The sequence below is a fragment of the Actinomyces graevenitzii C83 genome (genome assembly GCF_000239695.1).
GTDB classification, from domain to species: Bacteria; Actinomycetota; Actinomycetes; order Actinomycetales; family Actinomycetaceae; genus Actinomyces; species Actinomyces graevenitzii.
Genome location: NZ_JH470339.1, coordinates 112239 through 137191, shown reverse-complemented (window position 1 = coordinate 137191; position 24953 = coordinate 112239). Strand labels below are relative to the sequence as shown.

The 24953-nt window shown below is 56.6% G+C and carries 23 protein-coding genes; 18 read left to right on the top strand and 5 right to left on the bottom strand.

The genetic code is table 11. The features are described from left to right. Window positions 1-3: 3 nt before the first annotated feature. Both HMPREF0045_RS08215 and iolC read right to left on the bottom strand, forming a co-directional pair. Window positions 4-873 (bottom strand): Cgl0159 family (beta/alpha)8-fold protein, encoded by an 870-nt coding sequence (locus HMPREF0045_RS08215; RefSeq protein WP_005987378.1) that lies wholly within the window; start codon window positions 871-873, stop codon window positions 4-6. Beyond that, window positions 870-1829, bottom strand: coding sequence for a 5-dehydro-2-deoxygluconokinase (gene iolC / locus HMPREF0045_RS08210; protein ID WP_005987376.1), 960 nt, complete (start codon window positions 1827-1829; stop codon window positions 870-872). The genes HMPREF0045_RS08215 and iolC overlap by 4 nt, the downstream gene beginning before the upstream one ends. Before the next feature lie 324 nt (window positions 1830-2153). On the opposite strand from iolC, the gene HMPREF0045_RS08205 reads away from it, so the two are divergent. The 3 genes from HMPREF0045_RS08205 (at window position 2154) to iolG (ending at window position 5377) form a co-directional block, all read left to right on the top strand. Further along, window positions 2154-2909: a GntR family transcriptional regulator gene (locus HMPREF0045_RS08205; RefSeq protein WP_005987374.1), complete on the top strand. Its 756-nt coding sequence runs from the start codon at window positions 2154-2156 to the stop codon at window positions 2907-2909. Between the two features lie 287 nt (window positions 2910-3196). After that, on the top strand, window positions 3197-4273 hold the full coding sequence (locus tag HMPREF0045_RS08200; RefSeq protein WP_005987372.1) for a transaldolase family protein: 1077 nt from the start codon (window positions 3197-3199) through the stop codon (window positions 4271-4273). Between the two features lie 117 nt (window positions 4274-4390). Next, window positions 4391-5377 carry an inositol 2-dehydrogenase gene (gene iolG, locus HMPREF0045_RS08195; protein WP_005987370.1) on the top strand — a complete coding sequence of 329 codons (987 nt, stop codon included), beginning with the start codon at window positions 4391-4393 and terminating at the stop codon, window positions 5375-5377. Between the two features lie 171 nt (window positions 5378-5548). On the opposite strand, the gene HMPREF0045_RS08190 is transcribed toward iolG, so the two are convergent. Next, a complete protein-coding gene (locus HMPREF0045_RS08190) occupies window positions 5549-6613 on the bottom strand; it encodes a LacI family DNA-binding transcriptional regulator (RefSeq protein WP_005987369.1) in 1065 nt (354 codons plus the stop codon). A gap of 59 nt (window positions 6614-6672) precedes the next feature. Here HMPREF0045_RS08190 and HMPREF0045_RS08185 point away from each other — a divergent pair, with 59 nt between their 5' ends. The 8 genes from HMPREF0045_RS08185 (at window position 6673) to HMPREF0045_RS08150 (ending at window position 17321) form a co-directional block, all read left to right on the top strand. Next, window positions 6673-7674: a LacI family DNA-binding transcriptional regulator gene (locus tag HMPREF0045_RS08185; RefSeq protein WP_005987367.1), complete on the top strand. Its 1002-nt coding sequence runs from the start codon at window positions 6673-6675 to the stop codon at window positions 7672-7674. Window positions 7675-7893: 219 nt separating this feature from the next. Continuing rightward, window positions 7894-9090 carry a Gfo/Idh/MocA family protein gene (locus tag HMPREF0045_RS08180; RefSeq protein ID WP_005987365.1) on the top strand — a complete coding sequence of 399 codons (1197 nt, stop codon included), beginning with the start codon at window positions 7894-7896 and terminating at the stop codon, window positions 9088-9090. 164 nt (window positions 9091-9254) lie between these two features. Further along, on the top strand, window positions 9255-10919 hold the full coding sequence (locus tag HMPREF0045_RS08175) for an MFS transporter (protein WP_005987364.1): 1665 nt from the start codon (window positions 9255-9257) through the stop codon (window positions 10917-10919). Between the two features lie 326 nt (window positions 10920-11245). Further along, on the top strand, window positions 11246-12172 hold the full coding sequence (gene iolE, locus HMPREF0045_RS08170; RefSeq protein ID WP_005987362.1) for a myo-inosose-2 dehydratase: 927 nt from the start codon (window positions 11246-11248) through the stop codon (window positions 12170-12172). Window positions 12173-12310: 138 nt separating this feature from the next. Then, entirely contained in the window at window positions 12311-12922 is a 612-nt protein-coding gene (locus HMPREF0045_RS08165) for a hypothetical protein (RefSeq protein ID WP_005987360.1), read from the top strand. A gap of 43 nt (window positions 12923-12965) precedes the next feature. Further along, the gene (locus HMPREF0045_RS08160; protein WP_040316261.1) at window positions 12966-13706 is read left to right on the top strand and encodes a sulfite exporter TauE/SafE family protein; all 741 of its coding nucleotides are present in this window, start codon (window positions 12966-12968) and stop codon (window positions 13704-13706) included. A gap of 333 nt (window positions 13707-14039) precedes the next feature. Beyond that, complete coding sequence (pta, locus tag HMPREF0045_RS08155) at window positions 14040-16097, top strand: phosphate acetyltransferase (protein WP_005987356.1); 2058 nt, start codon at window positions 14040-14042, stop codon at window positions 16095-16097. A gap of 39 nt (window positions 16098-16136) precedes the next feature. Continuing rightward, window positions 16137-17321, top strand: coding sequence for an acetate/propionate family kinase (locus tag HMPREF0045_RS08150; protein WP_005987353.1), 1185 nt, complete (start codon window positions 16137-16139; stop codon window positions 17319-17321). Window positions 17322-17461: 140 nt separating this feature from the next. On the opposite strand, the gene HMPREF0045_RS10240 is transcribed toward HMPREF0045_RS08150, so the two are convergent. Both HMPREF0045_RS10240 and HMPREF0045_RS08140 read right to left on the bottom strand, forming a co-directional pair. Beyond that, complete coding sequence (locus HMPREF0045_RS10240; RefSeq protein WP_005987351.1) at window positions 17462-18382, bottom strand: ribonuclease H family protein; 921 nt, start codon at window positions 18380-18382, stop codon at window positions 17462-17464. 71 nt (window positions 18383-18453) lie between these two features. Next, a complete protein-coding gene (locus tag HMPREF0045_RS08140; RefSeq protein WP_005987349.1) occupies window positions 18454-18720 on the bottom strand; it encodes an HPr family phosphocarrier protein in 267 nt (88 codons plus the stop codon). Between the two features lie 617 nt (window positions 18721-19337). Here HMPREF0045_RS08140 and HMPREF0045_RS08130 point away from each other — a divergent pair. The 7 genes from HMPREF0045_RS08130 (at window position 19338) to HMPREF0045_RS09800 (ending at window position 24931) form a co-directional block, all read left to right on the top strand. Further along, window positions 19338-20069: an exonuclease domain-containing protein gene (locus HMPREF0045_RS08130; protein ID WP_005987347.1), complete on the top strand. Its 732-nt coding sequence runs from the start codon at window positions 19338-19340 to the stop codon at window positions 20067-20069. Window positions 20070-20447: 378 nt separating this feature from the next. After that, window positions 20448-20612, top strand: coding sequence for a hypothetical protein (locus HMPREF0045_RS10565; protein ID WP_005987345.1), 165 nt, complete (start codon window positions 20448-20450; stop codon window positions 20610-20612). Window positions 20613-20831: 219 nt separating this feature from the next. Further along, entirely contained in the window at window positions 20832-21566 is a 735-nt protein-coding gene (locus HMPREF0045_RS10235; RefSeq protein WP_005987343.1) for a DUF6318 family protein, read from the top strand. Then, window positions 21556-22326 carry a hypothetical protein gene (locus HMPREF0045_RS08115; RefSeq protein ID WP_005987341.1) on the top strand — a complete coding sequence of 257 codons (771 nt, stop codon included), beginning with the start codon at window positions 21556-21558 and terminating at the stop codon, window positions 22324-22326. The genes HMPREF0045_RS10235 and HMPREF0045_RS08115 overlap by 11 nt, the downstream gene beginning before the upstream one ends. A 63-nt stretch (window positions 22327-22389) precedes the next feature. After that, entirely contained in the window at window positions 22390-23088 is a 699-nt protein-coding gene (locus tag HMPREF0045_RS08110; RefSeq protein ID WP_005987339.1) for a DUF6318 family protein, read from the top strand. A gap of 372 nt (window positions 23089-23460) precedes the next feature. After that, window positions 23461-24174, top strand: a complete 714-nt coding sequence (locus HMPREF0045_RS09805) for a DUF6318 family protein (protein WP_005987338.1) — start codon at window positions 23461-23463, stop codon at window positions 24172-24174. Then, the gene (locus tag HMPREF0045_RS09800; RefSeq protein WP_005987336.1) at window positions 24161-24931 is read left to right on the top strand and encodes a hypothetical protein; all 771 of its coding nucleotides are present in this window, start codon (window positions 24161-24163) and stop codon (window positions 24929-24931) included. Before HMPREF0045_RS09805 ends, HMPREF0045_RS09800 begins: the two co-directional genes overlap by 14 nt. The last annotated feature ends 22 nt before the right edge of the window (window positions 24932-24953 follow it).

Genomic DNA, 24953 nt, shown 5'->3' with positions numbered 1-24953 from the left:
TTCTCACTTCAATAGTTGGACGGTCTTGTCTACTGCCGTCGCCACATCGCCGTCGGCAGGAAATAGCAGCGAGCGACCAATTACTAGGCCGCACACGTTGGGAGCTTGCAGGGCTTTACCCCAAGCTACCAGGTCTTCATCTAGATTGCCCTTGCCTGCCCCGCCCAAAATCAGGGCCGGCAAGGTGGTGGCTTCCATAACTCGCTCCATGTCATCTACAGCCGGCAGTTTCAGCCAGGTGTAGGCGCTGGTTGACCCCAGCCCGGAAGCTACAGTGATGGAAGTGATGACACTTTTAGCATCTAGTAAAGCTTTAACTGAGCCGCCTTCACGGTGAGTAATGAAGGGCTCAACCATGGCCACCTTACGCGAGCGCGCCAGCTCATCTACCGCCTGGGCGCAGTGCTCTAGGGTGCGCACTGAGGCGGAATCACTGTAATCCACTCGCAGCAGCATTTTGCCGCCGTCGAGATTAGCGTCCACCACGCCGCGCGCGTTGTAACCAGTGAAGCGGTCGTCAATTTCAAACTGGGCTCCCTGCAAGCCGCCTCGGTTCATGGAACCAAATACCAGCTTGTTGTCTAGCGCGCCTAGCAGGGCCAGGTCCTCAATTAGATCGGCGGTGCCCAAGAAGCCGTCTACGCCTTCACGCGACAGAGCCTGGATGCAGCGATCTAGTAGCTGCTCGCGGCTGGCCATGGCCTGTTCGCCGCCACCTGCCCCCAGGGCGCCCCGGGCGGGGTGGTCGCAGGCAATAATCATTAGGTTGCCGTCAATGCGGGCCGGGTCTGCTTTGGGGCGCTCGCGCAGAGCCTTAGCGAAAGCTTCGGGCTTGTGCATGCGGATTTGGGAGAGCTTGGCAATTAGGCTCACAGTACGTCACCACTTTCGAGCATGGTTTCTAGCTCTGCGCGGGTGGGCATGGCGGTGGAGCACTCTAGGCGTGAGGCTACCAGGGCGCCTGAGAGGGAGGCCGCCTTGATCATTTTTTCCAGACCCCAGCCTTCTAGCAGGCCGTGGCAGATGGAGCCTCCGAAGGCGTCGCCAGCGCCTAGGCCGTTGGTTACGTTTACCTTGGTGGCGGGCACCCACACGCTTTCGTCGCGGGTCTTGGCTAGGGTGCCGCGTGGGCCTTGCTTGACAATGGCTAGTTCCACGCCGCGCTCTAGTAGGGCGTCTGCGGCGCGTTCAGGTTCAGTTTCTCCGACGGCGACGGCGCACTCTTCGCGGTTACCGATGGCTACGTCTACGCTTTCGAGTACATTCCATACGCGCTCGCTGGCTTGCTGTGGGTAGGCCCAGAGGTTTTCACGGTAGTCCAGGTCAACGATGGTGTAGGGGCGCTTGTCGCGTCGCGCCAGGGCGGTGGTGTGTACCTGTAGGGAGCGTTCTCGCGATAGGCCGGTTACGGTGAACCAGAAGATTTTGGCATTTTCGACGGCGGCCCAGTCTACTTGCTGGGGTAGCACCTCTAGGTCTGGGGCGCTGGGCTCGCGATAGAAGTAGAGGGGGAAATTGTCGGGGGGAAAAATCTCACAGAAAGTGACGGGTGTGTGAAAATCACGCACGGTGACCACATTTGCGTCGCTCACACCTAGGCGGCGCATCTCACGCTGCACGAAACGGCCAAAAGGATCGTCACCCACGCCGGTAATTACCCCACTGGTGTGACCTAGGCGGGCGGCGGCCACAGCCACGTTAGTGGGAGATCCGCCCAGGAATTTGCCGAAACTTTCTACATCTTCAAGGCTTACCCCGATTTGTAAGGGGTAGATATCAACGCCACTACGACCTATTGTTAGTATGTCTAAGCCGGTTTGAGTTGTCATGTTTCTGGGTTACCTTTCCACTTCTTCGGGGTGGCCCGCGTGTCGCTAAACAGTATGCCCACTCACATCTGGCAGCGTCAAGCTTTGTACTTACAAACGGTTATATGTGTACAGCACACAAATTATTGCTTTATTATTAGCACCATCATCACTTGATCAGACAAGCCGGATGACAACGAAGCATGTCACTATGTGCGAGCGACGTTGCCAACTGGCTTGTTGTGTGGTGATACCCCAACATCCCGAATAACTACACAGTTATCGAGCATCTAAATACCCTCACGGGTTCCCTGATTTAGTTGCCCGCACGAAAGAAAAGACACCATGGCTACCTCCCCCGCGACCCCCTACGCGCTGCAGATACAGTTGGATCGCACCTCCCCAGTGCCGCTCTACTATCAGATCTCTGAGCCGATCGCGAAGCTTATCTTGGATGGTGACCTGCCTGCAGGTACTCGCCTAGAAGACGAGCTTTCTATGGCCGCCCGCCTACAAGTTTCCCGTCCCACCGCCCGCCAGGCCCTACAGCGCCTAGTGGACCGTGGCCTACTAACCCGACGACGCGGCGTCGGCACTATCGTGGCTCCCACCCACGTGCACCGTCCGATGGAACTAACCAGCCTCCTCAATGACCTCAAGAGCGCCGGACACACCGTACGCACTTCGGTCTCCGACTATGAGGAGCACCCCGCCAACGCCGAAGAGGCCAAGCGTCTCAAGGTTCGCCCTGGCACCGCCCTAGTTCACATCGTGCGTCTGCGTTATGCCGACGACGAGCCCGTCTCCATCCTCGACAACCTCCTGCCGGCTGACATCGCCCCCTCGATGCGCCGTCTGGAGGACAACTCTCTATATGACCTATTCCGTGAGCTAGACATTGTTCCCACCACTGCTCACCAGGTCATTGGAGCCCGCCTAGCTTCCGTTAAGGAAGCCCAGATGCTCAACGAGCGCCGCAATGCCGCAGTGCTAACCGCACAGCGCACCACTTACGACGCTAACGGTCGAGTCATTGAATATGGCAACCACATTTACCGCGCTTCGCGCTACTCCTTCGAAACCACCCTGTTTTCGCAGTGAGTAATTGGCCTGTCAATTTTCAGACAGGTACTTAGTTTCGGCCCAGCGAAGCTAATTAATCCGTAGCTACGGCGTCGCCAATTCGGCGGCGTCGTAGCTTTTTAGCTGAAATAAAGCCAAACCTTCCTGCAAAAGCGTGCGCAACCCCAGGACCAAACGCGGGCATCTACCCAATTATAGATTTTGTACTGACATATGTTGACAGGTTTGGGCCACCTCCCCTAAAGTCATTGCTACCGACACCGCTGAGGTCGTCTTCAAAGATTTTCACGAAGGAGTGCCTGTCAATGAGCATTGAATACACGCCCGGGCCGCTGCTAGATGCAGCCCGCAACACCCCCACCGCGCTGTGGAACGACTCCTCTGACCCAGACGAGCTGCGTCAGTCCATTTCCTACGGTGGTGTTGGCGCTACCTGCAACCCGACCATCGCTTACAACTGCATCATCAAGCGCAAGGACTTCTGGAACGCTCGCATCGCCGAGATCGCCAAGGAAAACCCCACCATCACCGAGTCTGAGGTTGGTTGGACCGCAGTACGTGAGCTGAGCCTAGAGGCCGCCAAGCTACTAGAGCCTATCTTCGAGCGCGAGAACGGCCGCAACGGGCGCCTGTCAATGCAGACCGACCCCCGCCTAGCCCGCTCCGCCAAGGCCCTAGCCGACCAGGCCGAAGAGTTCCACAAGCTAGCTCCGAACATCATCGTCAAGATCCCCGCCACCGCTGTTGGTGTTGAGGCCATCGAGGAAGCCACCTACCGTGGCGTAAGCGTTAACGTAACCGTTTCCTTCTCCGTTCCCCAGGCTGTCGTCACCGGTGAAGCCATTGAGCGTGGTCTAAAGCGCCGCGAGGCTGAGGGCAAGGACGTATCCACCATGGGCCCCGTGGTCACCCTGATGGTTGGCCGCCTGGACGACTGGATCAAGGAAGTTGCCAAGCGCGACAAGCTGTTCCTCGACCCCGGTCACCTAGAGTGGGCCGGTGTGGCCGCCTTCAAGCGCGCCTACGCCGAATTCCAAAAGCGCGGCCTGCGTGCTCGTATGCTCTCGGCCGCTTTCCGTAACGTGATGCACTGGAGCGAGTTCGTTGGTGGCGACGTCGTAGTCTCCCCGCCGTTTGCTTGGCAGCAGCTAATCAACAACTCCGGCTACAAGATGGTCGAGCGCATGGACGTGCCCGTGCGCGACGACATCATGGAGACCCTGCTGGGCATACCCGAGTTCGTCCGCGCTTACGAGCCCGACGGCATGACCCCCGAGGAGTTCACCCAGTTCGGCGCCACCCGCAAGACCCTGCGCGGCTTCCTAGAGTCCGACAACGACCTAGACCGCCTGGTACGCGAGGTGCTCATCCCCAAGCCCTGATCTTAAGATCAGCTTAAATTTCACGGGCGGTGGCCTAAGCCGTAAAGGTACGGCTGCAGCTAATGGTTGACTGCGCGGCCACCGCCCACACCCAAACTCACTTACTTTAGGAAAAATATGCTAAACATTGCCGTCATTGGCGCCGGCCGCATTGGCCACGTACACGCTAAGACCATCGCCTCTCACCCGGACGCCAAGTTGGCCCTGATTGCTGACCCCTTCGGCGACGCCGCCGAGAAACTCGCCGCTGAGTACGGTGCAGCCCACACCACTGACGTTGACTCCGTTTTCACTGACGAAGGCGTCGACGCCGTCGTTATTGGCTCCCCTACTCCGCTACACATTCCGCACCTGCTGGCTGCCGCCAAGGCTGGCAAGGCCGTGCTGTGCGAGAAGCCCATTGCTTTGGACATGAAGGACGTTGAGGCTGCCCAGGCTGAGCTGGACGCCGTAGAGGTTCCGGTTATGTTCGGCTTCAACCGCCGCTTCGACCCCTCCTTCGCCACCCTGCACCAGGCTGTTGCCGACGGCAAGATCGGCAACCTGGAGACCCTGCTGATCATCTCCCGCGACCCCTCCGCCCCGCCAGCCGAGTACGTAAAGGTCTCCGGCGGTATCTTCCGCGACATGACCATCCACGACTTCGACATGGCTCGTTTCTTCCTGGGCGACATCACCGAGGTTTACGCCGTAGGCCAGAACTTCAACCCCGCCATCAAGGAAGCCGGAGACTCCGATGCCGCTGTGGTAACCCTGAAGAACGCTGACGGCGTGGTAGCTACCATCATCAACAACCGTCACTGCGCTTCCGGTTACGACCAGCGCCTGGAGGCTCAGGGCGCCACCGGCACCCTCAACGCCGACAACATTCGCGCCACCACCGTGCGTCTGAACAACGACCAGCTGACCGACGCCGCCGAGCCCTACCTGGACTTCTTCCTACAGCGCTACGCCGACGCCTACCGCCTGGAGCTGACCAGCTTCATCGACGCCATCAACGGTGGCACCAAGCCCCTGCCCGGCATCAAGGACGCCATCGAGGCCCTACGCCTAGCCGAGGCCGCCACCGAGTCTGTGGCCACCGGCAAGGTTGTCCACCTGTGAGCCTTACCAGGCTTATCAGCTGGGAGCACTAACTGCAGGCAAATACAAGCTGCCTACGTTACCAAGGCGCTGCCTACCTGCCTAGGTAACTAGTAGTGCCTTCACAGCTTCTCCAGTAAGTTTGTGGGGACGAAAATACTTTTTCATCCCCACAAACACTTTTTTAGACCCTTATAGAAACTTTGTTGATGAGCGCACAATCATTCGTGGTTTAACTTCAACACATACACTTTTATCGGCTTTCATAGTGACATGTATGTTGTCACCAAACTCCTCTAAGGCCTCAGACACACTCACTGATTCACCGCGTCGCTGCAGCGAGCGCACATGCGCTAGTTTTAGCGCCGCCCGCGACATTAGCAAAGCATCTTGATCGACTGTGCTTAGATCTAGGGCACTTACCCCAGCCAAATCAATGCCGTCATAGCCCATCACTAAAATATCTTGCGGCACTCGTTTACCGGCGCGAACCAGCTCCATTAATGCACCAATAGCGCAGTGATCGTTAAAGCACATTAAAGCCTGGGGTAAATCACCGCTGTCTAATAGTTGCTGCGCCGCCCGCGCCCCGTCAGCCTCCGAGGTACCACCACTTACTACTTGAATGTAGCGCTCTAAACCATGGTCTTTCATAGCCTGTCGGTAGGCACGAGTGCGACGTGCACAGGCATTAGAGCTGGCGCCGTCGATATAGGTAATGCGGTTTACCCCCTGCAAAACCAGGTGGTCCACGCTGGCGCTAATACCGACGTCGTCACGCGAAATTACGCTATCAACCCCGCTAGCTGCAGCGTCAGCACTGAGCACCACTGTGGCCACGCGCTTGCCGATCCGTCCCTGACGCTCGCTATCGTCGTCGTCGGGGTCAATTAGCACTAGTCCCTCACAGTGGCGCGCCAGTAGGGCCCCCACCCCGGCGTCTTGATCATGATTAGCGGTAGTGGCCGCTACCAGCACATCTACGTTTAGGTCCGTGGCAGCCGCATAGACCGCATCTAGCAGGCGCACCTGGAAGGCTTGGCCGGCAGTTAGCACCACTCCCATCATGCCGCTATGGCGACGGCGCAGCTGCTGGGCGTTAGGGTCAGCCGAGTAGCCCAGGCGCTGGGCGGCCTGCAAAATTTCGGCGCGAGTAGACTCAGCCACTCCACTAGCACCATTGAGCGCAGCCGAAACTGTAGAAATAGAACGTCCGGTTGCTTTAGCTACACTAGAAATAGTTACCTTTGCGCCCATATTTCTCCTATACACACTTGCTAGGATTGTCCCATAAATAATCAGTCATAGGAGACATGATGAAGGCTCGTCCAGCAACACAGGCAGATGTCGCTGAGCTCGCAGGAGTTTCACGCGGCCTGGTATCCCTGGCGTTAAGCGGGGGCGGACGCATGAGTCAGCACACCCGCGAGCGTATTCTTAGCGCCGCACGCGCCCTAAATTATCAGCCCCATTCGGCGGCAGCTGAACTGGCCGGAGGCGATTCGCACCGGCTGTTATTGGTGCTGCCCTATTTAGATAATCCCTATTTTGATCAGCTTTCCCGCGCCTTGCGTAAAGCGGCTGAAAAGGTTGGCTATTCGCTGTTGGTAATGGTTTCTGACCGAATGCCTGAGCGTGAGCAAGAAGTAATTAGGCAGGTGCTGCAAATGCGCCCGGCTGGGGTTATTTTTGCTGGGATTACCCTCGATACCGGGGCGGTGCTGGAGCTAAGTCAGCGCATCAATTTGTGTCTGTTAGATCGCCAATTGGGCGATAACACGGTGTGGGTTACTCGCCTGGATGAGATAGCTGCGGCCACGCAGGTAATCCGCCACCTGGCCAAGCAGGGCTACAGCCACCTGTATTTTGCTACCCCCACCTCCACCCGCATGGAGCCGATTGTCTATGAGCGCCTGGAGGCTTGCCAGTTGGTGGCCGCGCAGGAGCGAGTGCCTTTTAAGATTCTTAAATCTCACTGGGACTGCCAGGCCAATTTAGAGCTGCTAACTAAATCTCACGACGCCGGTCACTGCGCCATCATCGCTTTTAACGATCTGCTGGCTATCGACTACGCGGCGGCTGTCTACCGTTCAGATTGGCGGATGGGGCCAGACGTTGGCATGGTTTCGTATGACAACACCCGTATGGCTGCCCACCCTGAATTTGCGCTCTCTTCGATCGACCAGAATCTTGAAAAAATGGCCGCACTGTCAGTTAAAGCACTGGTTGATCCTCCCAGCCCTGCCCCACAAATGCAGTTAATTGAGCCGTTTTTGCAGGTCAGATCCTCTTCGCTGCGCTCTGCTACGACTAGTTAAATGTGCTCTTTAGGCGGCGCGCGCTGATCGATTTTGCAGCACTTACTGACATATGCGGGCTAAATCAGCCTGCAACACTAAGTATCACAGACCACTCAAATCATGCAGTTGTACTTACATTTGCGTGATGCTAGTGTGTACTCAACGTCATTGCTGACGCGCGTTTGCACCGACAAATACAACACATTCAGACCACACCACAGATACCAAGGAGGAACTATGGGTGAGAAGAAGCGCCTGGGGGTTGGCGTAATCTCCCTAGGTTGGATGGGTCGTCTACACACTCGTTCTTACAAGGCCGTAGCAGAGTACTTCCCCGAGCTAGGGGTAGAGGTAGAGCTAGTTGCAGCCGCTGACCCGATTGACTCCGTGCGCGAAGAAGCGACCGGCAAGCTAGGTTTTAAGCGCGCCTACGCCGACTACCACGAGCTACTTGCAGACCCCGAGGTAGACATCGTCTCTATCGCTTCACCCAACTTCCTGCACAAGGAAATCGCCCTCGCCGCCATTGCTGCCGGCAAGCCTTTCTGGATTGAAAAGCCCATGGGCGTAAGCGCTGAGCAGTCGCGCGAAATCGCTCAGGCTGCTGAGAAAGCTGGCCTGGTTAGCGCCGTCGGCTTCAACTACCGCCACACCCCCGCTATTGAGTACATGCGCACCCTGGTGCGTGAAGGCAAGCTTGGCCGCCTGACCAACGTGCGCGTATGGTTCATCGCGGACTACAACTCCTCCCCACTAAGCCCGCTGACCTGGCGCGCTAGCAAGGAAAAGGCCGGCGCCGGCGTCGTGCCCGACCTGATGAGCCACGGCGCAGACCTAGCCCAGTACATCGTGGGCCGCATCGCCTCCGTCAGCGCCATCACCGACACCTTCATCACCGAGCGCCCCATCCCCACCAAGATGGGTGTGGGCCACTCCGGTTTTGAGATCGGCGATGAGGTTGGCGAGGTTGAAAACGAAGACTACGTAGCCATGCTGGTACGTTTCGACAACGGCGTGGTGGGCACCTTAGAGTCCTCTCGCGTCAGCGTAGGTCCGCGCGCTGAGTACGTGGTTGAGGTTTACGGCACCGAGGGCTCTGCCCGCTGGAACTTCGAGCGCCTCAACGAGCTGGAAGTATGCCTTGGCGTCGACGGCGGAGCTACCCACGGCTACACCCGCGCTATGGCCAACCCGGCTTGGGGCCAGTGGTCTCGCTTCCAGCCGGCCATCGGCACCTCCATGGGCTTTGACGACATGAAGGTGGTTGAAGCTGCCCAGTTCATCGAGTCTGTTCTAACTGGCAAGCAGCTTGCTCCTTCAGCAGCTGACGCCTGGTGCGCCGCTGAAGTTGACGAAGCTACCGTCGCCTCTGCCGCTGATGGCCAGTGGCACGAAGTGGCTCGCGTCGAAGGCAACACTACTTTCGACAAGTAATCTGCCAATACTGCTAAATACTGCGCCTGGCCCCTTTGGGCCCCTAGCTCAGGGGCCAGGCCCCCTACGCCGGTTACCGGCACACACAACAATTAAAAAGACTTGCCCCCACTGTTGGGGGTATACGCTCGTAGATGAGTGAAAAATAGGAAAGGAGCCACCCAATGTCAAAGGGTGACATCTCCCTGAAGACTATTAACAGGGAGCAGATGCAGAAGGCGGTTGACAAGACTCCGCCTTCTGGCAAGCACCGTGGCGTAGTTGCCATCGCGGCTGTAGCCACGCTAGGTTCACTGCTATTTGGTTACGACACCGGTGTAATCAGTGGCGCATTACCCTACATGTACATGCCCGACGGCGCTTCCGGCCTGGCACTTACCAGCCTCGAAGAGGGCGGTATCTCTGGTGTTCTGCTAATCGGTGCAGCTGTGGGTGCACTCATTGGTGGTTTGTTGTCTGACAAGTACGGTCGTCGTCACAACATCACCCTGCTGGCCATCTTGTTCTTCTTCGGTGCCTGCGGTAACGCTTTCAGCCCGAACGTGTGGATCATGTACATCTTCCGCTTCATCCTGGGCTTTGCCGTGGGTGGTGCGAGTGCAACTGTTCCTGTTTACCTAGCTGAAACCGCACCTAAGCGTATTCGTGGCTCCATCGTGGCCCTCGACCAGCTGATGATCGTTACCGGTCAGCTGCTCGCCTTCACCATTAACGCCATCATTAACTCCATGAGTGGCGGCCCCAAGCTGACCATCACCGCTGACCCCTCTGGCACCCTAGACCCGAGCCTACTGGGCCACGACATCTCCTTCGATGTTCTGTCCAAGATGCAGACCTCCCAGGGTGGTAACCTCGAGCCCGCCGCCTACCACGCCTTCCTAGAGCAGCTGCAGGTCAGCGCCGGTAACGGTGACACCTGGCGCTACATGATCGTACTGTGCTCGGTCCCGGCTGTGGCCCTGTGGATCGGTATCCGCCTCATGCCTGAATCCTCCCGTTGGTACCTGGCTAAGGAACGTCTCTACGACGCCATTGGCGCCCTCAAGCGCGTGCGCAACGAGGAAAAGGACGGCCCGCTGGCCGAGGAGCTTATGGAAATGGTCCAGGCTCACCAGCAGGAAGAAGAAGAGCACGCTCAGCGCAAGGGCTTTGGCTACGTCATGGCCACTCCGTGGCTGCGTAAGCTGATGTTCGTCGGTATCTTCCTGGCTATCACCAACCAGCTAACCGGTGTTAACACCGTTATGTACTACGCGCCCAAGGTTTTGCAGTACGCCGGTATGTCCACCTCCGCCGCCATTACCGCCCAGGTTGCTAACGGCGCCATGAGTGTTATCGGTTCTGCCCTGGGTATCTGGCTGATCTTGAAGTTCCATCGTCGTCAGATCCTGATCGCTGACGTGATCGGTGTAGGTATCTCCTTGCTGGCCATTGCTGCCATCTTCGAGTTCACCATTGCCCCGCACATCGACAACAAGACCACCCCGCCGAGCTGGGCTGCCTACCTGATTTTGGCTCTGATGGCCGTATTCATGCTGATCGTTCAGTCCTCCAACGGAACCATCGTGTGGACCATGATGGGTGAAATCTTCCCGTCTAACGTGCGCGGTGTCATGAACGGTACCGCCATCTTCTGCCTGTGGATCGTCAACGCCATCGTGGGCTGGACCTTCCCCTACATGATGGAGAACCTTGGTGGTGGTATCACCTACACCATCTACGGTGTCACCAACCTGGTCGTAGCCGTGATCCTGTTCAAGATCATGCCTGAGACCGCCGACAAGTCTCTGGAAGAGATTGAGGTCGAGATGAAGGCTCGCTTCTCCTGACCAAAACTTGTGGGGTGTTTGCCGTAAGACAAGCACCCCACTTCAGCGGCGCTTCTAGGCACCGCCACAGTTTCGACGTCGCCCCTAACTAGCCGCGTTAACTGCGCTAAGTGATCACCAGGGCAGCACCGCCGCATCCCCCCAAAGGCACACAGACCCCAAGCGGTCAGGGGCGGCGTCGGACGCAAAACTGTTCACCGGATCGAACAAAATAAAATTAATTGTCCAGACATTGAAGTCTCAGAAACGTTTCGAATAGACTTCTTAGTGAGCGCTTAAGGCCGGGATACGCCGCTCACCGAATGCTAAAACACAAAGGAGTTGCAATGGCAGCAAAGCTAGACCCCACTACCGCTATTACCGACCCGCACGGCATCACCTGGGGTATGCACCCCATCAGCTGGCGTAACGATGACATTCCCGAGGTTGGCGAATGGAACACCATCGACGTCATGTTCGACGACCTAGCCACCGTTGGCTTCCGTGGCACCGAGGTTGCCGGCTGGTACCCGCCAAAGGAAGAGGTCAAGGCTAAGGCTGACGCTGCTGGCCTGAAGATCGTGGCCCAGTGGTTCTCCTCCTTCATCGTCCGTGACGGCATCGACGCCGTTATCCCCGAGTTCCGCGCCACCTGCGAGTACCTGCAGTTCCTGGGCGCCACCCGCGTGGTGGTCTCCGAGCAGACCGGCTCCGTGCAGGGCATCCGCGACATCTGCATCTTCGAGAACAAGCCTGTTCTCAAGGACGAGGAGTGGCCGGTTCTGGCTGAGGGCCTGGACAAGCTTGGCGAGATCGCTCACGAGTACGGCCTGGACCTGGTCTACCACCACCACCTGGGCACCGTAGTGCAGACCAAGGAAGAGACCTTCAAGCTGCTTGAGCTGACCGACCCCACCAAGGTCTCCCTGCTGTTCGACACCGGTCACGCTTTCGTGGGCGACGGCGACGTCCTGGGCCTGCTGCACGGCGCCATCGACCGCATCAAGCACGTGCACTTCAAGGACGTACGCCCCGAGAAGATGGCCGAGTCCAAGGAAGCCAAGCGCTCCTTCCTCGACTCCTTCCTGGCCGGCATGTTCACCGTCCCTGGCGACGGCACCATCGACTTCCCCGAGCCCTACAACTTCCTAGTTGAGCACGGCTACAAGGGCTGGATCCTAGTTGAGGCCGAGCAGGACCCCAAGGTTGCCGAGCCCCTGAAGTACGCCAAGATCGCTCGCAGCTACGTTGAGGAAAAGCTCATCAACGCCTGATGCCTAGCACTTTACCCCAAAGCCTGCAAAGCTAGCAGTTTTTAAGCCAGCTTTACAGGTAAGGGAATACGTCCCGGATCGCAGTTCACTAGCGGTCCGGACTTTTTTATGCCCAAGCGCCTCTAGACCTGGCGCACCTTGTTAGGGCTGAGCACGTTTATCTCCGCCCGCGAGGACTACCTGGGTGTTTTCGAAACCCACGGCGTAGCCTTGACTGGCTTAAACACCTCCGGTAACCCCACCAGCCCGCTACCCAATGAGGGTCTAAAGCACGCCGAGGACCTGTTTAAGACCATTGATCTGGCCAGCAAGCGCCTGGCTGGCCTGATTGGTCACGTACACGCCAAGGACACCAAGATTTTCCCGGGGGCCGCTTACCGGGGCGTGTTGGACACTGATTTTGTGCCGGTGCCGGCTGAGGCTGAGAACAAGACTCCGGTTGCGGTTGGCTACTGGTGCAGATCTTGGCCTCAGGATCCAGCTTGGCGTTTCGTGGCTTTCGGTTTGGGCCACGACACCGAGTACTGGGCTGAGTTCTTGCGGGTAATCTCTGCTGCTGACCCTGACATGAACATCAACATCGAGCACGAGGACGCCGCCTACGGCAATGTTGAGGGCCTGGAAATTTCGGCCAAGAACCTGCTAGCTGCAGCCCAGACTGCCGGGCTGCTGGTAGCCGCAGGGACGCTGGTAGCGCGGGCAACGTCGGCCTGGGTGGGGTTAGGCATATGGGCAGTCTACTTTAAGTAAAATCAAGCAAGAATTGTTCTGACAATTACTGTAGACTGTAGCGGTGTTAGCTTCTTTAACGGTACTGAGCTGGGCGATGCTAATCGTTGCAGCGCTGCTAACCGGCCTGGCAAAGACCGCCATCCCCGGTTTAGCTTCAATTGCGGCGGCGCTTTACGCCCTGGTGCTACCCGCCAAAGAATCCACCGGCATGATGCTGGTTTTACTGCTGGCCGGAGACCTGCTGGCTATTTGGACTTACCGGCGCGACGCCGACTTCAAACTATTGCGGCGCCTGGTTGTTTCAGTGCTTACCGGGGTGGTAGCCGGGGCGATCTTTATGCGTTTTGTTAGCCAGGCACAGATGCGTAAATCTATTGGTATTATTTTATTACTTTTAGTGATGTTAACTATTTGGCAGCGTCGCCGTAAGCTAACCAATATTCCTGCGAATAAACCTATGCGCGCAATTGCGGGGGCTTTAGCGGGCTTTACCACTATGGTTGCTAATGCTGGCGGCCCAGTTACCAGCATGTACTTTTTGGCGTGCAAATTCAGTGTAAAAACTTTCCTGGGAACTACTGCCTGGTTTTTCTTCCTAGTTAATCTTTCTAAGCTTCCCTTCACTATTTCGCTGGGTCTAATTCAGCCCCAGCACCTGCAAATAGCGGCTTTTTTGGTGCCGATCGTGCTGTTTGGGGCGCTGGCTGGGCGCGCGCTGGCCAGGCGGCTAACTTTGGCGGTGTTTGAGCCGCTGGTCATCATAACCACTGTTATTTCTACCTTGCCGCTGCTGCTGGCTTAAGTTACAACGACGACGGCGCCCAGGACGCCGGCGTACGGCCCGGGGTGGTGCGGCGCAGTACTACCCGGGGCAGCGTCGGCACCTCACCCCAGGCGGCCCGAGCTGCGCCGTCGGCCCCAAAAGCACGCCGTCGGCACCAGCACCACACCCGCACGAGCGCCGTCGGAAACCGACATAACTAACAAAAACCCACAAAATAAGAGATGTTTCACCCCTGCCTACAGCCAAGCTTGGCAAAGTTAAGCATGACAATGAGGCAGACTTAGAGCATGGGACGCCGAGGTCACCTCGGCCGCCCCGCGAACGATTTGATAGAAGATCCGAGGTTGTAGCGTGGCACACAGCATTTATATCAGCTCTCCCAGCGCTGGCTCGGGCAAGTCAATGGTGGCTTTGTCCCTAGCTTCAGCGTTAACCAAGGTGGTGGCCAAAGTTGGCATTTTCCGCCCCTTCGTATTTGACCGTGAAAATGACCTATTCACCCCGCTCCTACTTGAGCACTCAGGCTCACACCTAAGCGCTGAGCAGGCCATTGGCGTCACCTGGGACGAATTCCGCGCCGACCCCGAAGCCGGCATGGCCGCCATCATTGAGGCCTACCGCAATGTGGCCCGCGAGCACGACGTGGTCATCATTGACGGCTCTGACTACGACGGCGTCGCCGGCAACCCCGAACTGACCCTAAACGCCCAGGTAGCAGCCAACATTGGCGCCCCCACCCTGCTGGTAGTAAACGGCAACCAGGGCCCCTCCGAAGCACTAGCCAGCGCCCAGGTATCGATTAAGGAAATCGCAGCCGAGCACGCCCGGGTGGTGGCCGTGGTAGCCAACCGCTGCAAGCCCAGCGAGCGCGAAGCTATCGAGTACCTGCTTAAGTCCAAGCTGGAAGGACTAACCGTCACCTCCATCCCGGAAGTGCCGCTACTGGCCGCCCCCAGCGTCGGCGAAGTTATGCGCACTATTGACGGCCAGCTACTTTCCGGCGACCCGGCACTGCTAGAACGTGAAGCTGAAGACCTGCTCATCTGCGCTATGGACGTCTCCCACGCCATGGAGCGTCTACGTGACGGCCAGCTGGTGGTTGTGCCCTCAGACCGCGTAGGTATCATCATCGCCCTGGCTGCTGCGCACGCCTCCACCGCCATGCCTTCCCTGGCTGGTTTGGTACTAAACGGCGGTTTCCCGCTGCCTACCGTGCCCGCTGAGCTGATCAAGGGTCTAAGCACCTCGCTACCTATAATCACCACTAACCTGGACACCTTCAAGGTGGGTCTGGCTGCTGGTTCCATTAAGGCTCACATCGCCCAGGGCTCCAAGCACAAGATCGACGTCGCCATCACCACTTTCGAGCAGGAAGCTGACGTTAAGGGCATTATGGACGCCCTGGATGTAGCCCGCTCCGAGGTGGTTACCCCGCTGATGTTCCAAAGCGAACTGATCGAGCGCGCCCGCAACGACCGCCGCACCATTGTGCTGCCCGAGTCTGAAGACGACCGTGTGCTGCGCGCCGCCGACTCCGTGCTACGCCGCAACGTAGCCAACGTGGTGCTGCTGGGTGACGAAAACGCTGTGCACGCCCGCGCCACTGAGCTGGGCCTAAACATTTCCGGCGCCCGCATCGTGTCTGTGCACGACGAGCAGCTGCTAGAAAAGTACGCCACCGAGTTTGCTCGCCTGCGCGCCAAGAAGGGTGTCACCCTGGAGCAGGCCCGCGAAAAGGTTCAGGACGTGTCCTACTTTGGCACCATGATGGTGCACATGGGCGACGCCGACGGTATGGTTTCGGGCGCGGTACACACCACCGCTCACACCATCGTGCCTTCCTTCCAGATCATCAAGACCAAGCCGGGCACTTCCATTGTTTCCTCGGTGTTCTTGATGCTGCTTGAAGACCGCGTACTGGTTTACGGTGACTGCGCCGTCAACCCTGAGCCCACCGCTGAGCAGCTGGCTGACATTGCTATTTCTTCGGCTGAAACCGCCCGTCAGTTTGGGGTGGAGCCGCGCGTGGCCATGCTGTCCTTCTCCACCGGCACCTCCGGTAAGGGCGCGGATGTGGACAAGGTCCGCGCCGCCACTGAGTTGGTCCGTCAAAAGGCCCCTGAGCTGGCCGTTGAGGGCCCCATTCAGTACGACGCCGCCATCGACCCCTCCGTGGCCGCCGCTAAGGCCCCCGGTAGCGCCGTCGCCGGACGCGCCAACGTGTTCATCTTCCCGGACCTTTCCAGCGGTAACATCGGCTACAAGGCCGTGCAGCGTTCTTCTGGAGCGGTGGCGGTGGGCCCGATCCTGCAGGGCCTGAACAAGCCGGTAAACGACCTGTCTCGCGGTGCATTGGTGGAAGACATCATTAACACCGTGGCCATCACTGCCGTACAGGCACAGGGCTAAAATCAAGCACTAACAACGCAAGTAACGCAAGGGATTTTTATGGCACTGCACACCGTTTTGGTGATCAACTCCGGTTCTTCCTCCATCAAGTACCAGCTGGTAGACCCCGACTCTGGTCAGGCTCTGGCCTCGGGTCTGGTGGAGCGTATCGGTGAGGAAATGGGCGCGATCACCCACAAGCACGACGAAGCTAAGACCGTGATCGAAGCTCCCGTACCTGACCACCGCGCCGGCCTAGCCAAGGTACTGGAGCTGTTCGAAAGCGAAGGCCCCTCCCTGGCAGAAGCCAACATTGCCGCCGTCGGTCACCGCGTAGTGCAAGGTGGACGCTACTTTGACGGCCCCGCCCTGGTGGACGAGGCGGTAGAAAACCGGGTGGAGGCGCTAATTCCGCTAGGCCCGCTACACAACGGCCCGGCCCTAGCCGGTATCCGCGTGGCTCGCCAGCTGCTGCCCGATGTGCCGCACGTGGTTGTTTTCGACACCGCTTTCTTCCAGGGCCTGCCCGAAGCCTCCGCGCGTTACGCCCTGAACCGCGAGGTTGCTGACAAGTACGAGATTCGCCGCTACGGCGCCCACGGCACCAGCCACCAGTACGTTTCCTCTACTGTCAGCCAGCTGCTAGGTCGCGACGACCTCAAGCAGATTGTGCTGCACCTGGGTAACGGCGCCAGCGCCTCCGCTGTTGTGTGCGGGCGCGCGGTAGACACCTCCATGGGTCTAACCCCGCTGGAGGGCCTGGTTATGGGCACCCGCACCGGCGACATCGACCCGGCTGCAGTATTCCACCTGGCCCGCGTGGCCGGGATGGACGCCCAGGAGCTGGACCACCTGTTCAACCGCGAATCCGGCATGAAGGGCCTGTGCGGCGACAACGACATGCGTGAAGTGTGGAAGCGTATCGACGCCGGCGACACCCAGGCCCGCGAAGCCATGGACATCTACATTCACCGCCTACTCAAGTACGTGGGTTCTTACACCGCCGTCATGGGTGGCCTAGATGCCCTCACCTTCACCGCTGGTATTGGTGAGAACGACGCCGCCATCCGCGCCGAGCTGTGCGCTCGCCTGGGTTGGTTGGGTGTTGAGCTAGATGAGCAGGCCAACAACCAGCGCAGCCCCGAGCCGCGCGTGGTGTCCACCCCCGACTCGAAGGTGAAGGTGCTGGTAGTACCCACCAACGAGGAACTGGCCATCGCCCGCCAGGCCATGAGCCTGGTCTGAGGCATAAGCCGCGCTAGTACTAGCGGCGCCAGTGGCGCCGCGTTGTTGCCGCAAAGCTAACCGGGGTTAAAAGCAATGTGGGCCGGAATTTACATTCCGGCCCACATCTTTTTGTTTCACGTTAAACGTGCGGCCTGCCCCTAAAACAGGGTGTCGGGGTTAGCGTCAGCTGATTTAGCGCGTCCGCCGTGGCGGTTAGCAGATAAAATTTCTTGCTGCGCTGAGACAATTTTTTGCTGTGCGCTAGCAATTCTTTGTTGAATCTTGGCGATCTTTTGTTGCGCTGCCGTGATATTTTGTTGAATCGTCACAATGCTTTGGTGGGCGGCAACTATCTTTTGCTGTTCTGAGGCAATTTCTCGTTGCGTCTGCGCAATCTGTTGTTGCAAAGCAGCGATGCTCTGCTGTGCATTAGCAATTTTTTGTTGGCTAGACATAGTTTTCGCCTCACCTGACGTATTAGCACTAGTCTTCACCTGTTTTTCATTTGGCTGGCTAGCAGCTTTACTAGCAGACTTCGACCCCTGAGCTGAGCCGGGCGCCGTCGTCGACCCCTGAGCTGAGCCGGGCGCCGTCGTCGTAGTCCCCTTATTTTCCCCGCGAGTCCACCCCGGGCCACTCTCCACCGAGCTGTGATGCTGATAAGCCCTGGCGGCGGCGCGGGCCTTATCATCAGCGGCTTCATTGAGGGGGTGGCCGCTGTGACCACGCACCCATTCAAAACTCACCTTACGGCCAGTAATGGCTTTATCGATAGCCTGCATTAAGTCAACATTAACCACTGGTTTTTTATCGGCTTTACGCCAACCATTAGCTTTCCAGCCCGCTATCCATTTAGTCACCGAATTAATCACGTACTGCGAATCAGCCAGCACATGCAATTCCTCATTGGTGGGGGCCGTGGCTTTCAGTAGCTCCAACAGCGCTGTAAGTTCGCCCCGATTATTGCTGCTGCTAGGCCATCCCCCAGCCGCCCAGCAGTTTTCGTCCACGTACCAAGCCCAACCAGCCGGACCGGGATTGCCCAGGGCCGAACCATCTACCGCAACAACAGTCGTCATAGGCCAATATTAAAGACAAACAAAAACCCCCGCTGCGTAAAAACGCTGGCGGGGGCTTAAGTTTAGACGTATCAGGCGTCCAGGTCGGTCTCCAGTAGAGCCTTGAGGGCTTCCAGACCGGCCTCGGCACCCTCGGCCTCGCTGGTCAGGGTGACGACGTCACCGAAAGTGGCGCCTAGGGTCATGACACCGAGGATGTAGGAAGCGTCTACCGGGCTGCCGCCTTCCTTGGCAATGGTGACCGGGATGCCCTGTTCGCCAACGGCCTTGACGAAAGCAGCGGCAGGACGAGCGTGTAGGCCGACCTTGGAGGCGATGGTGGCGGTTACCTGTGCCATAAACATTCTCCTTGACTGAAGTTATTGCCAGCGTTGGCTGGTAGCTACGAGAACGCGCCGCAGGTCGCCGCGCGTGCCGGGTATTACTTTACCGTGTTCTAGGTCAAAATTTCACCTGGGTTAAGCGGGTAAATAAATTTTTTGGCAAACATACTGGTTTTATTGTCTGTACAGCACCTGTAAGGACTTAGCGTAGGCTTTCAGTTCCAGCAGCAGACGGCTTTCAGTTCCAGCAGCAGACAGCTTCGGTCCCAGCTGGCTTTTACGACGTCGTCGCCCCCGCCACCGGCGTTACCCCCACCCCTGCCGTCACTCCTGTCCCTGCCCCCCTATCTCCCGCTCCTGCCGCCGCCTCTATCCCCGGCGCTCCCCTATCCCCGCCAAAATGACGTAAAAATGGCACCTTAGCGAGGGGTATAGACATGCCAAACTTAAAGTAACACCCGGCCCGGAGTGTCATGCCGGCAGCATTGTCTGTCATTGCATCGGCACCTGCGGCCTAGCCAATCCGACAGCCCAGGCACCTGGCACCCGACACCCGGCGCTATAGGTACCCCGGCAGCCGTCAGCCACCAAAGCACAACTTATCCACCAAATCGCATCCACCAGGAGAAAACATGAGCACACCATGGTTTAACGGCCCCTTATTGGGCTTCGATACGGAAACTACCGGGGTTGACCCTCGCCATGACCGGCTGGTGACGGCCGCTTTGGTGTTCCGCCCTGCCAGTAGCGACGCCCCCACCCGCACCCAAGACACCGTAAGCACCTGGCTGGCCAATCCCGGCGTCGAGATTCCCGCCGGCGCCACGGCCGTGCACGGAATTACCAACGAGGTGGCTAAAACTCACGGCGCCCTCATTGAGGAGGTTTTGGAGCAGCTCGCCACCCATATTGTTGAGGCGCTGCAGGCGTCGATTCCGCTAGTCATTTTTAACGCCAGCTATGACCTAACCCTGATGGAATCTGAGCTTAAGCGCCACGGCCTAGCCACACTAACCGAGCGTTTGGGCGGTGAGCCAACGCCGGTGCTAGATCCGCTGGTACTGGATCGAGAGCTAGAGCGCTGGCGTAAAGGCAAGCGCAAGTTGGAGAACCTGATTGAGGTTTACGGCGTCGAAAACGACGAGCGGCTGCACACCGCTGAGGTAGATGTGCAGGCCACATTGGATGTTTTGCAGACGATGGCACTTAAGCATAAGCAGTTGGCACAGTTAAACCTGACTGAGGCTAATGCTTGGCAAGCCCGCTCGCACGCCAAGTGGGCGCGCTCCTTCAACCAGTGGCTCAGTAAGACGCGCCCTGATGCCGTTCCCGCTAGCGAGTCCTGGCCACTTGACCTGGGCTGAGCGAGGCTTACCTGCTTGACCTGGGCTAAGCGAACCCTGGCCGTTTGAGCTTGATTGAGAGAGCCTTAGCCACTCAAACTGGGCAGAATAACACGTGCATAGTTTTTACAGATTGCGTAGTTTTTACAAATACGGGCGCAGATTCACGAGGTGTTGTTCCGGGATTTTGATTTAGCCATGTAGGGCTCGGGGTGAGCCTAAAATTTTACGTATCACCAAACACACTAACCCACGCATTACTAAAAGCTCTAAACAGCAACCTAATAATGTGGGGCGTTATGTAGCATGTTTTGTAGCAGCCCTCATTACTTCCTTAACTAATCAAGCAATGTTGATCATGAGGGAATGCAGCGGGGACTCTATCTAGGCGCCACACAAATGGCGCTAGTTTCAGTGTCGCCAGAGCGTGCCACGCTCAGCGGCGCTAACTCCAACACTACTGACTCAACCAAGCTGGGCGGCGTCGTCGCCAAAGCAAACAGCACTGCTACCACCTCAAGCAGCCCCATCCTGAGGCTCAACCTGATATCTACCAACACCTGAGGAAGCAATTTTTCTCAGTTTTATTAGTGGCTTGAGACACATTAGTGCAGGTTTTTTGATTTGCCTGCGAGATCCAGATTACAGACCTAAAATATTAGGCATTACTAAACACAGTGTATAACACTCCAAAAGTACGGGGTGTTATGTACCATGCTTTGTAATACTTCCCCAACACTCCCTTAAAGCTTCATCAGTGTAGATAAATCACGGGGGAACACAATGGGGGTCGTAGTAACTAAACGCAGCTTTCAGGCCGCACTGGCCTTAACACTACTGGCCTGCTCGGGGTTGGCTGGGTGTAGTGGGGGCCAGGAACAAAACGCTTCAAACACGGCTAGCAGTAAGGCCGCCGTCGCCAATGCACACACTAAAGCAGGCACCGCCACGCCAAAAGCCAGCAGTAAAACCAGGGCCAGTGGTGTGCCTACCGCAACCGGCGCGCCTACTGTAGCTGCCACGCCCGGTGCTACAGCTAGCCCGACACTCATCATGACACCAGAGCTGGAAGCCTCTAAGAAGCGGGCCCTGGCCACGCCGCCACCACCCAAACCAGAGCTGATCACAGTCAATAGTGATGACGGTGCAATAGCTACCGCCAAATATTGGGTACAGCTCTACTACTACATCTACACCACTGGAAAAACTAGCGAATACAAGGAATTGTGTCCGGGCAACGGTTTTATGGCAACAAAACCAGTGGAACACGCAAAAGAAAATCATACTTTAGGTGGCTGGACTGACCCGGTCACAGTTAAATTCACTGATGCTTTTCGCAGAAATGACTTTAAACAGGAAGTAATGATACAAGTAGACTTTGAGCGCAATGCTTTCACGCAATATTACAGTGATGGGACTACACGATATTTTCAGAATCAATCACGGTGGGCTGCCGTAAAGCTTGAATACAACGGCACGCAATGGGTTGTAGTCGAGGCGGTTAATCGTGAAATTTAATAAGCTGATTTATCTGATAGTTCCAATACTTACTTTAGCAAATGGTAATCCTCCAGATAATAGCGTAGAAATTGGCGACAATGGAACAGGCATCATTGTCCGTCATAGTGAGCGAGCAACCAGGCCTGGTGGTTTTTCGGCGGTGGCTGAGCCAGCCGGGCCGGTAGACCCTGAAGCAGCTAAACGAGCAGCTGAAAAGTACCGCTTCCATTGCGTCGCGATACCGACATTAGCCGCCCTCCTGGATAAAACCGAGGTAACTACCCCCCAGGAATGCGCTGCCCAAGCCAACACTGGCGCGCCACTGGCTGCTGGTCCTACCACGGTCAGTAACGAACAAGTAGCCCGCCTGATCCCACACGGCTCAGGTATAAACCGTTACCCCAGCGGTGAAATCTTCGTTATTTTCAAACAACCCATGATGGTGTGGACCAGCCCAGATAAACAAACCTTCAACATCACCCTACTAGGCACAGCCATCGAGGTTGAGGCGACCCCTGTGTCTTTTAACTGGGACTGGGGAGACGGCCAAACCTTCGAGACTACTGACCCGGGCACCCCATACCCTAACTACAGTGTCAGCCACCCCTATGAGGTAACCGGCAACGGATATGTGATTAGGCTGCGTACTTCCTGGTCGGCCCGCTGGCGCATAGCCGGCCAAACCCAATGGCACCAAGTCAACGGAACAGTCACCACCACCGAAACCTCAAGCCCCTTCAACCTGTATATCGCTGATTCCTACGGAACCACACCATAAGAGATTTTCGCGGCAACACTTCAAATTTGATTAATCAACGCAGATAAATCATTAGGAAACACAATGGAAACCTTGATAACTAAGCAGCATTTTCAAGTGACATTGTCCTTAACCCTGCTTGCTTGTTCAGGCCTAGCTGGGTGTAGTGAGAGCCAAGAGCAAGGCCCTGCAAATGCTGGCAGCAGTAAGGCCGCCGTCGCCAGCACACACACCAAAGCAGCTACAGCCACATCAAAAACCAGCAGCAAGGCTAAAAGCACTAGCACACCCACAGCGTCCGCCAGTCTAACCGCAACCTTGTCACCAGAACTTGAGGCCGCCAGAAAACAAGCCCGCAACACCCAGCCCCCACCCAAACCTGAACTAATCACCGTCAACAGCGACGACGGCGCCATAGCCACCGCCAAATACTGGGTACAGCTCTACTACTACATTTACACCACCGGCAAAGTAGATGAATATAAAAAGCTATGCCCCGGTAATGGATCTATTGCCACTAAACCTGTAGAAGACGCAACTCGTAATCAGTCAGAAGGTGGCTGGGTAGCCCCAGTTACGCTTAAATTTACAGCCGCTTTCCGGAGATCTGATTTTAAAAACGATGTAGTGATACAAGTAGATTTCGACCGTGAAGGCGTAAATCACTACGATAGCGACGGCAAAATTGAATATCACCCAAAGCAATCACGTTATGCAGGCGTAAAGCTCGAATATAACGGCTCTCAATGGATCGTAAAAGAGGCGTTTAACCGTGAAGATTAATCAATTAGCTTGTTTATTAGTTCCTGTGCTCGCATTATCATTGCCCACAAACGCAGATAACTGGGAAAAACTGATGACGACGGAAGTAGCTTTATCTTTGGTAGAGGTGAGACTACGACTGCCCCTGGTGGTTTTTCTGCGGTGGCTGAGCCGGCCGGACCGTTGGCACATAGCCGGCCAACCCGAATGACACCAGGTCAACTGGACAGTAACTACTACAGAAACCTCGTCACCGTTCAACTTGTATATTGCCGACCCCTACGGCACTACACCATAAAAGATTTTCAAGGCACTACTTCAAACTTTTCGGCAACGGCTTATAGCCACTCGTAATTAGATAAATCAATGCAGATTAATCACGGGGGAAACACAATGAAAACACCACCAACTAAACACCACCTACAGGTGGCGTTGGCTTTAACCCTGCTGGCTTGTTCAGGGTTGACTGGGTGTAGCGGGGGCCAAGAGCAGGGCGCTGCAAATGCTGGCAGCAGCAAGGCCGTCGTCGCCAATGTACACACTAAAGCAGGCGCCGCCACGCCAAAAGCCAACAGCAAGGCTACTGGCACGTCTACCGCAAGTGGCACACCCTCGGCGACTGCCAACCCAACACTCATCATGACCCCAGAGCTGAAGGCTTCCAAGAAACGTGCCCTAGCCACGCCGCCACCACCCAAACCAGAGCTGATCACAGTCAACAGCGACGACGGTGCTATCGCTACAGCCAAGTACTGGGTGCAACTGGATTATTACATCTACACCAGCGGTAAAGCTTCCGAATACCAAGAATTATGTCCTGGCAGCACTTATATAGCTACCAAACCTATAGAGAAAATGAAAGACATTCACGCTAAAGGTGGATGGAGCGAGCCAGTCACAATTAAATTTACTAAAGCTTTCCGCAGATCTGATATTAAAAACCATATAGTAATACAAGTAGAATTTGAACGTGCCCCTTTTGTTCAATATAACGGCAACGGAAGTATTGAACGATTTGACAAGCAACTGCGATGGGCTGGAGTAAGAGTTGAATATAACGGCACACAATGGATCGTAGTAGAAGCGGTTAATCATGCAGATCAATAAACTAGCCTATGTATTGCTACCAATAATCGCTTTATCACCTCCTTCAGAAGTAAGCGACTGGGGAGAAATTGATAACAACAACAATGGAATCATCGTAGGCCGAGGTGAGAGTACGACTAGTCCTGATGGTTTTTCTGCGGTGGCCGAGCCAGCCGGGCCAGTAGACCCTGAAGCAGCTAAACGAGCCGCTGAAGAATACGCCCAAAAATGCATACTGCCACGGCTAGAAGTACTCATGACAATGGGGATAGCGCCAGGGCCTCCTGAGGAATGCACCGCCCAAGTCAACACCGGCGCACCCCTAGCAGCCGGCCCTACCACTATCAGTAACGAACAAGTCGCCCGCCTCATCCCACACGGATCGGGCATAAACCGCTACCCCAGCGGGGAGATTTTCGTTATCTTCAAGCAACCCATGATGGTTTGGACCAGCCCAGATAAACAAACCTTCAACATCACCTTGCTAGGTACACCCATTGAGGTTGAGGCGACCCCTGTGTCTTTTAACTGGGACTGGGGAGACGGCCAAACCTTTGAGACCACTGATCCAGGCACTCCATACCCTAACTACACTGTCAGCCACCCCTACGAAATTACCGGCAACGGATACGTGATTAAGTTGCGCACTTCCTGGAGTGCTAGGTGGCGCATCGCCGGACAGGCCCAATGGCATCAAGTCAACGGAACAGTCACTACCACCGAAACCTCAAGCCCGTTCAACCTCTACTTCGCTGATTCCTACGGCACCACGCCGTAAAAGATTTTCAAGGCACTACTTC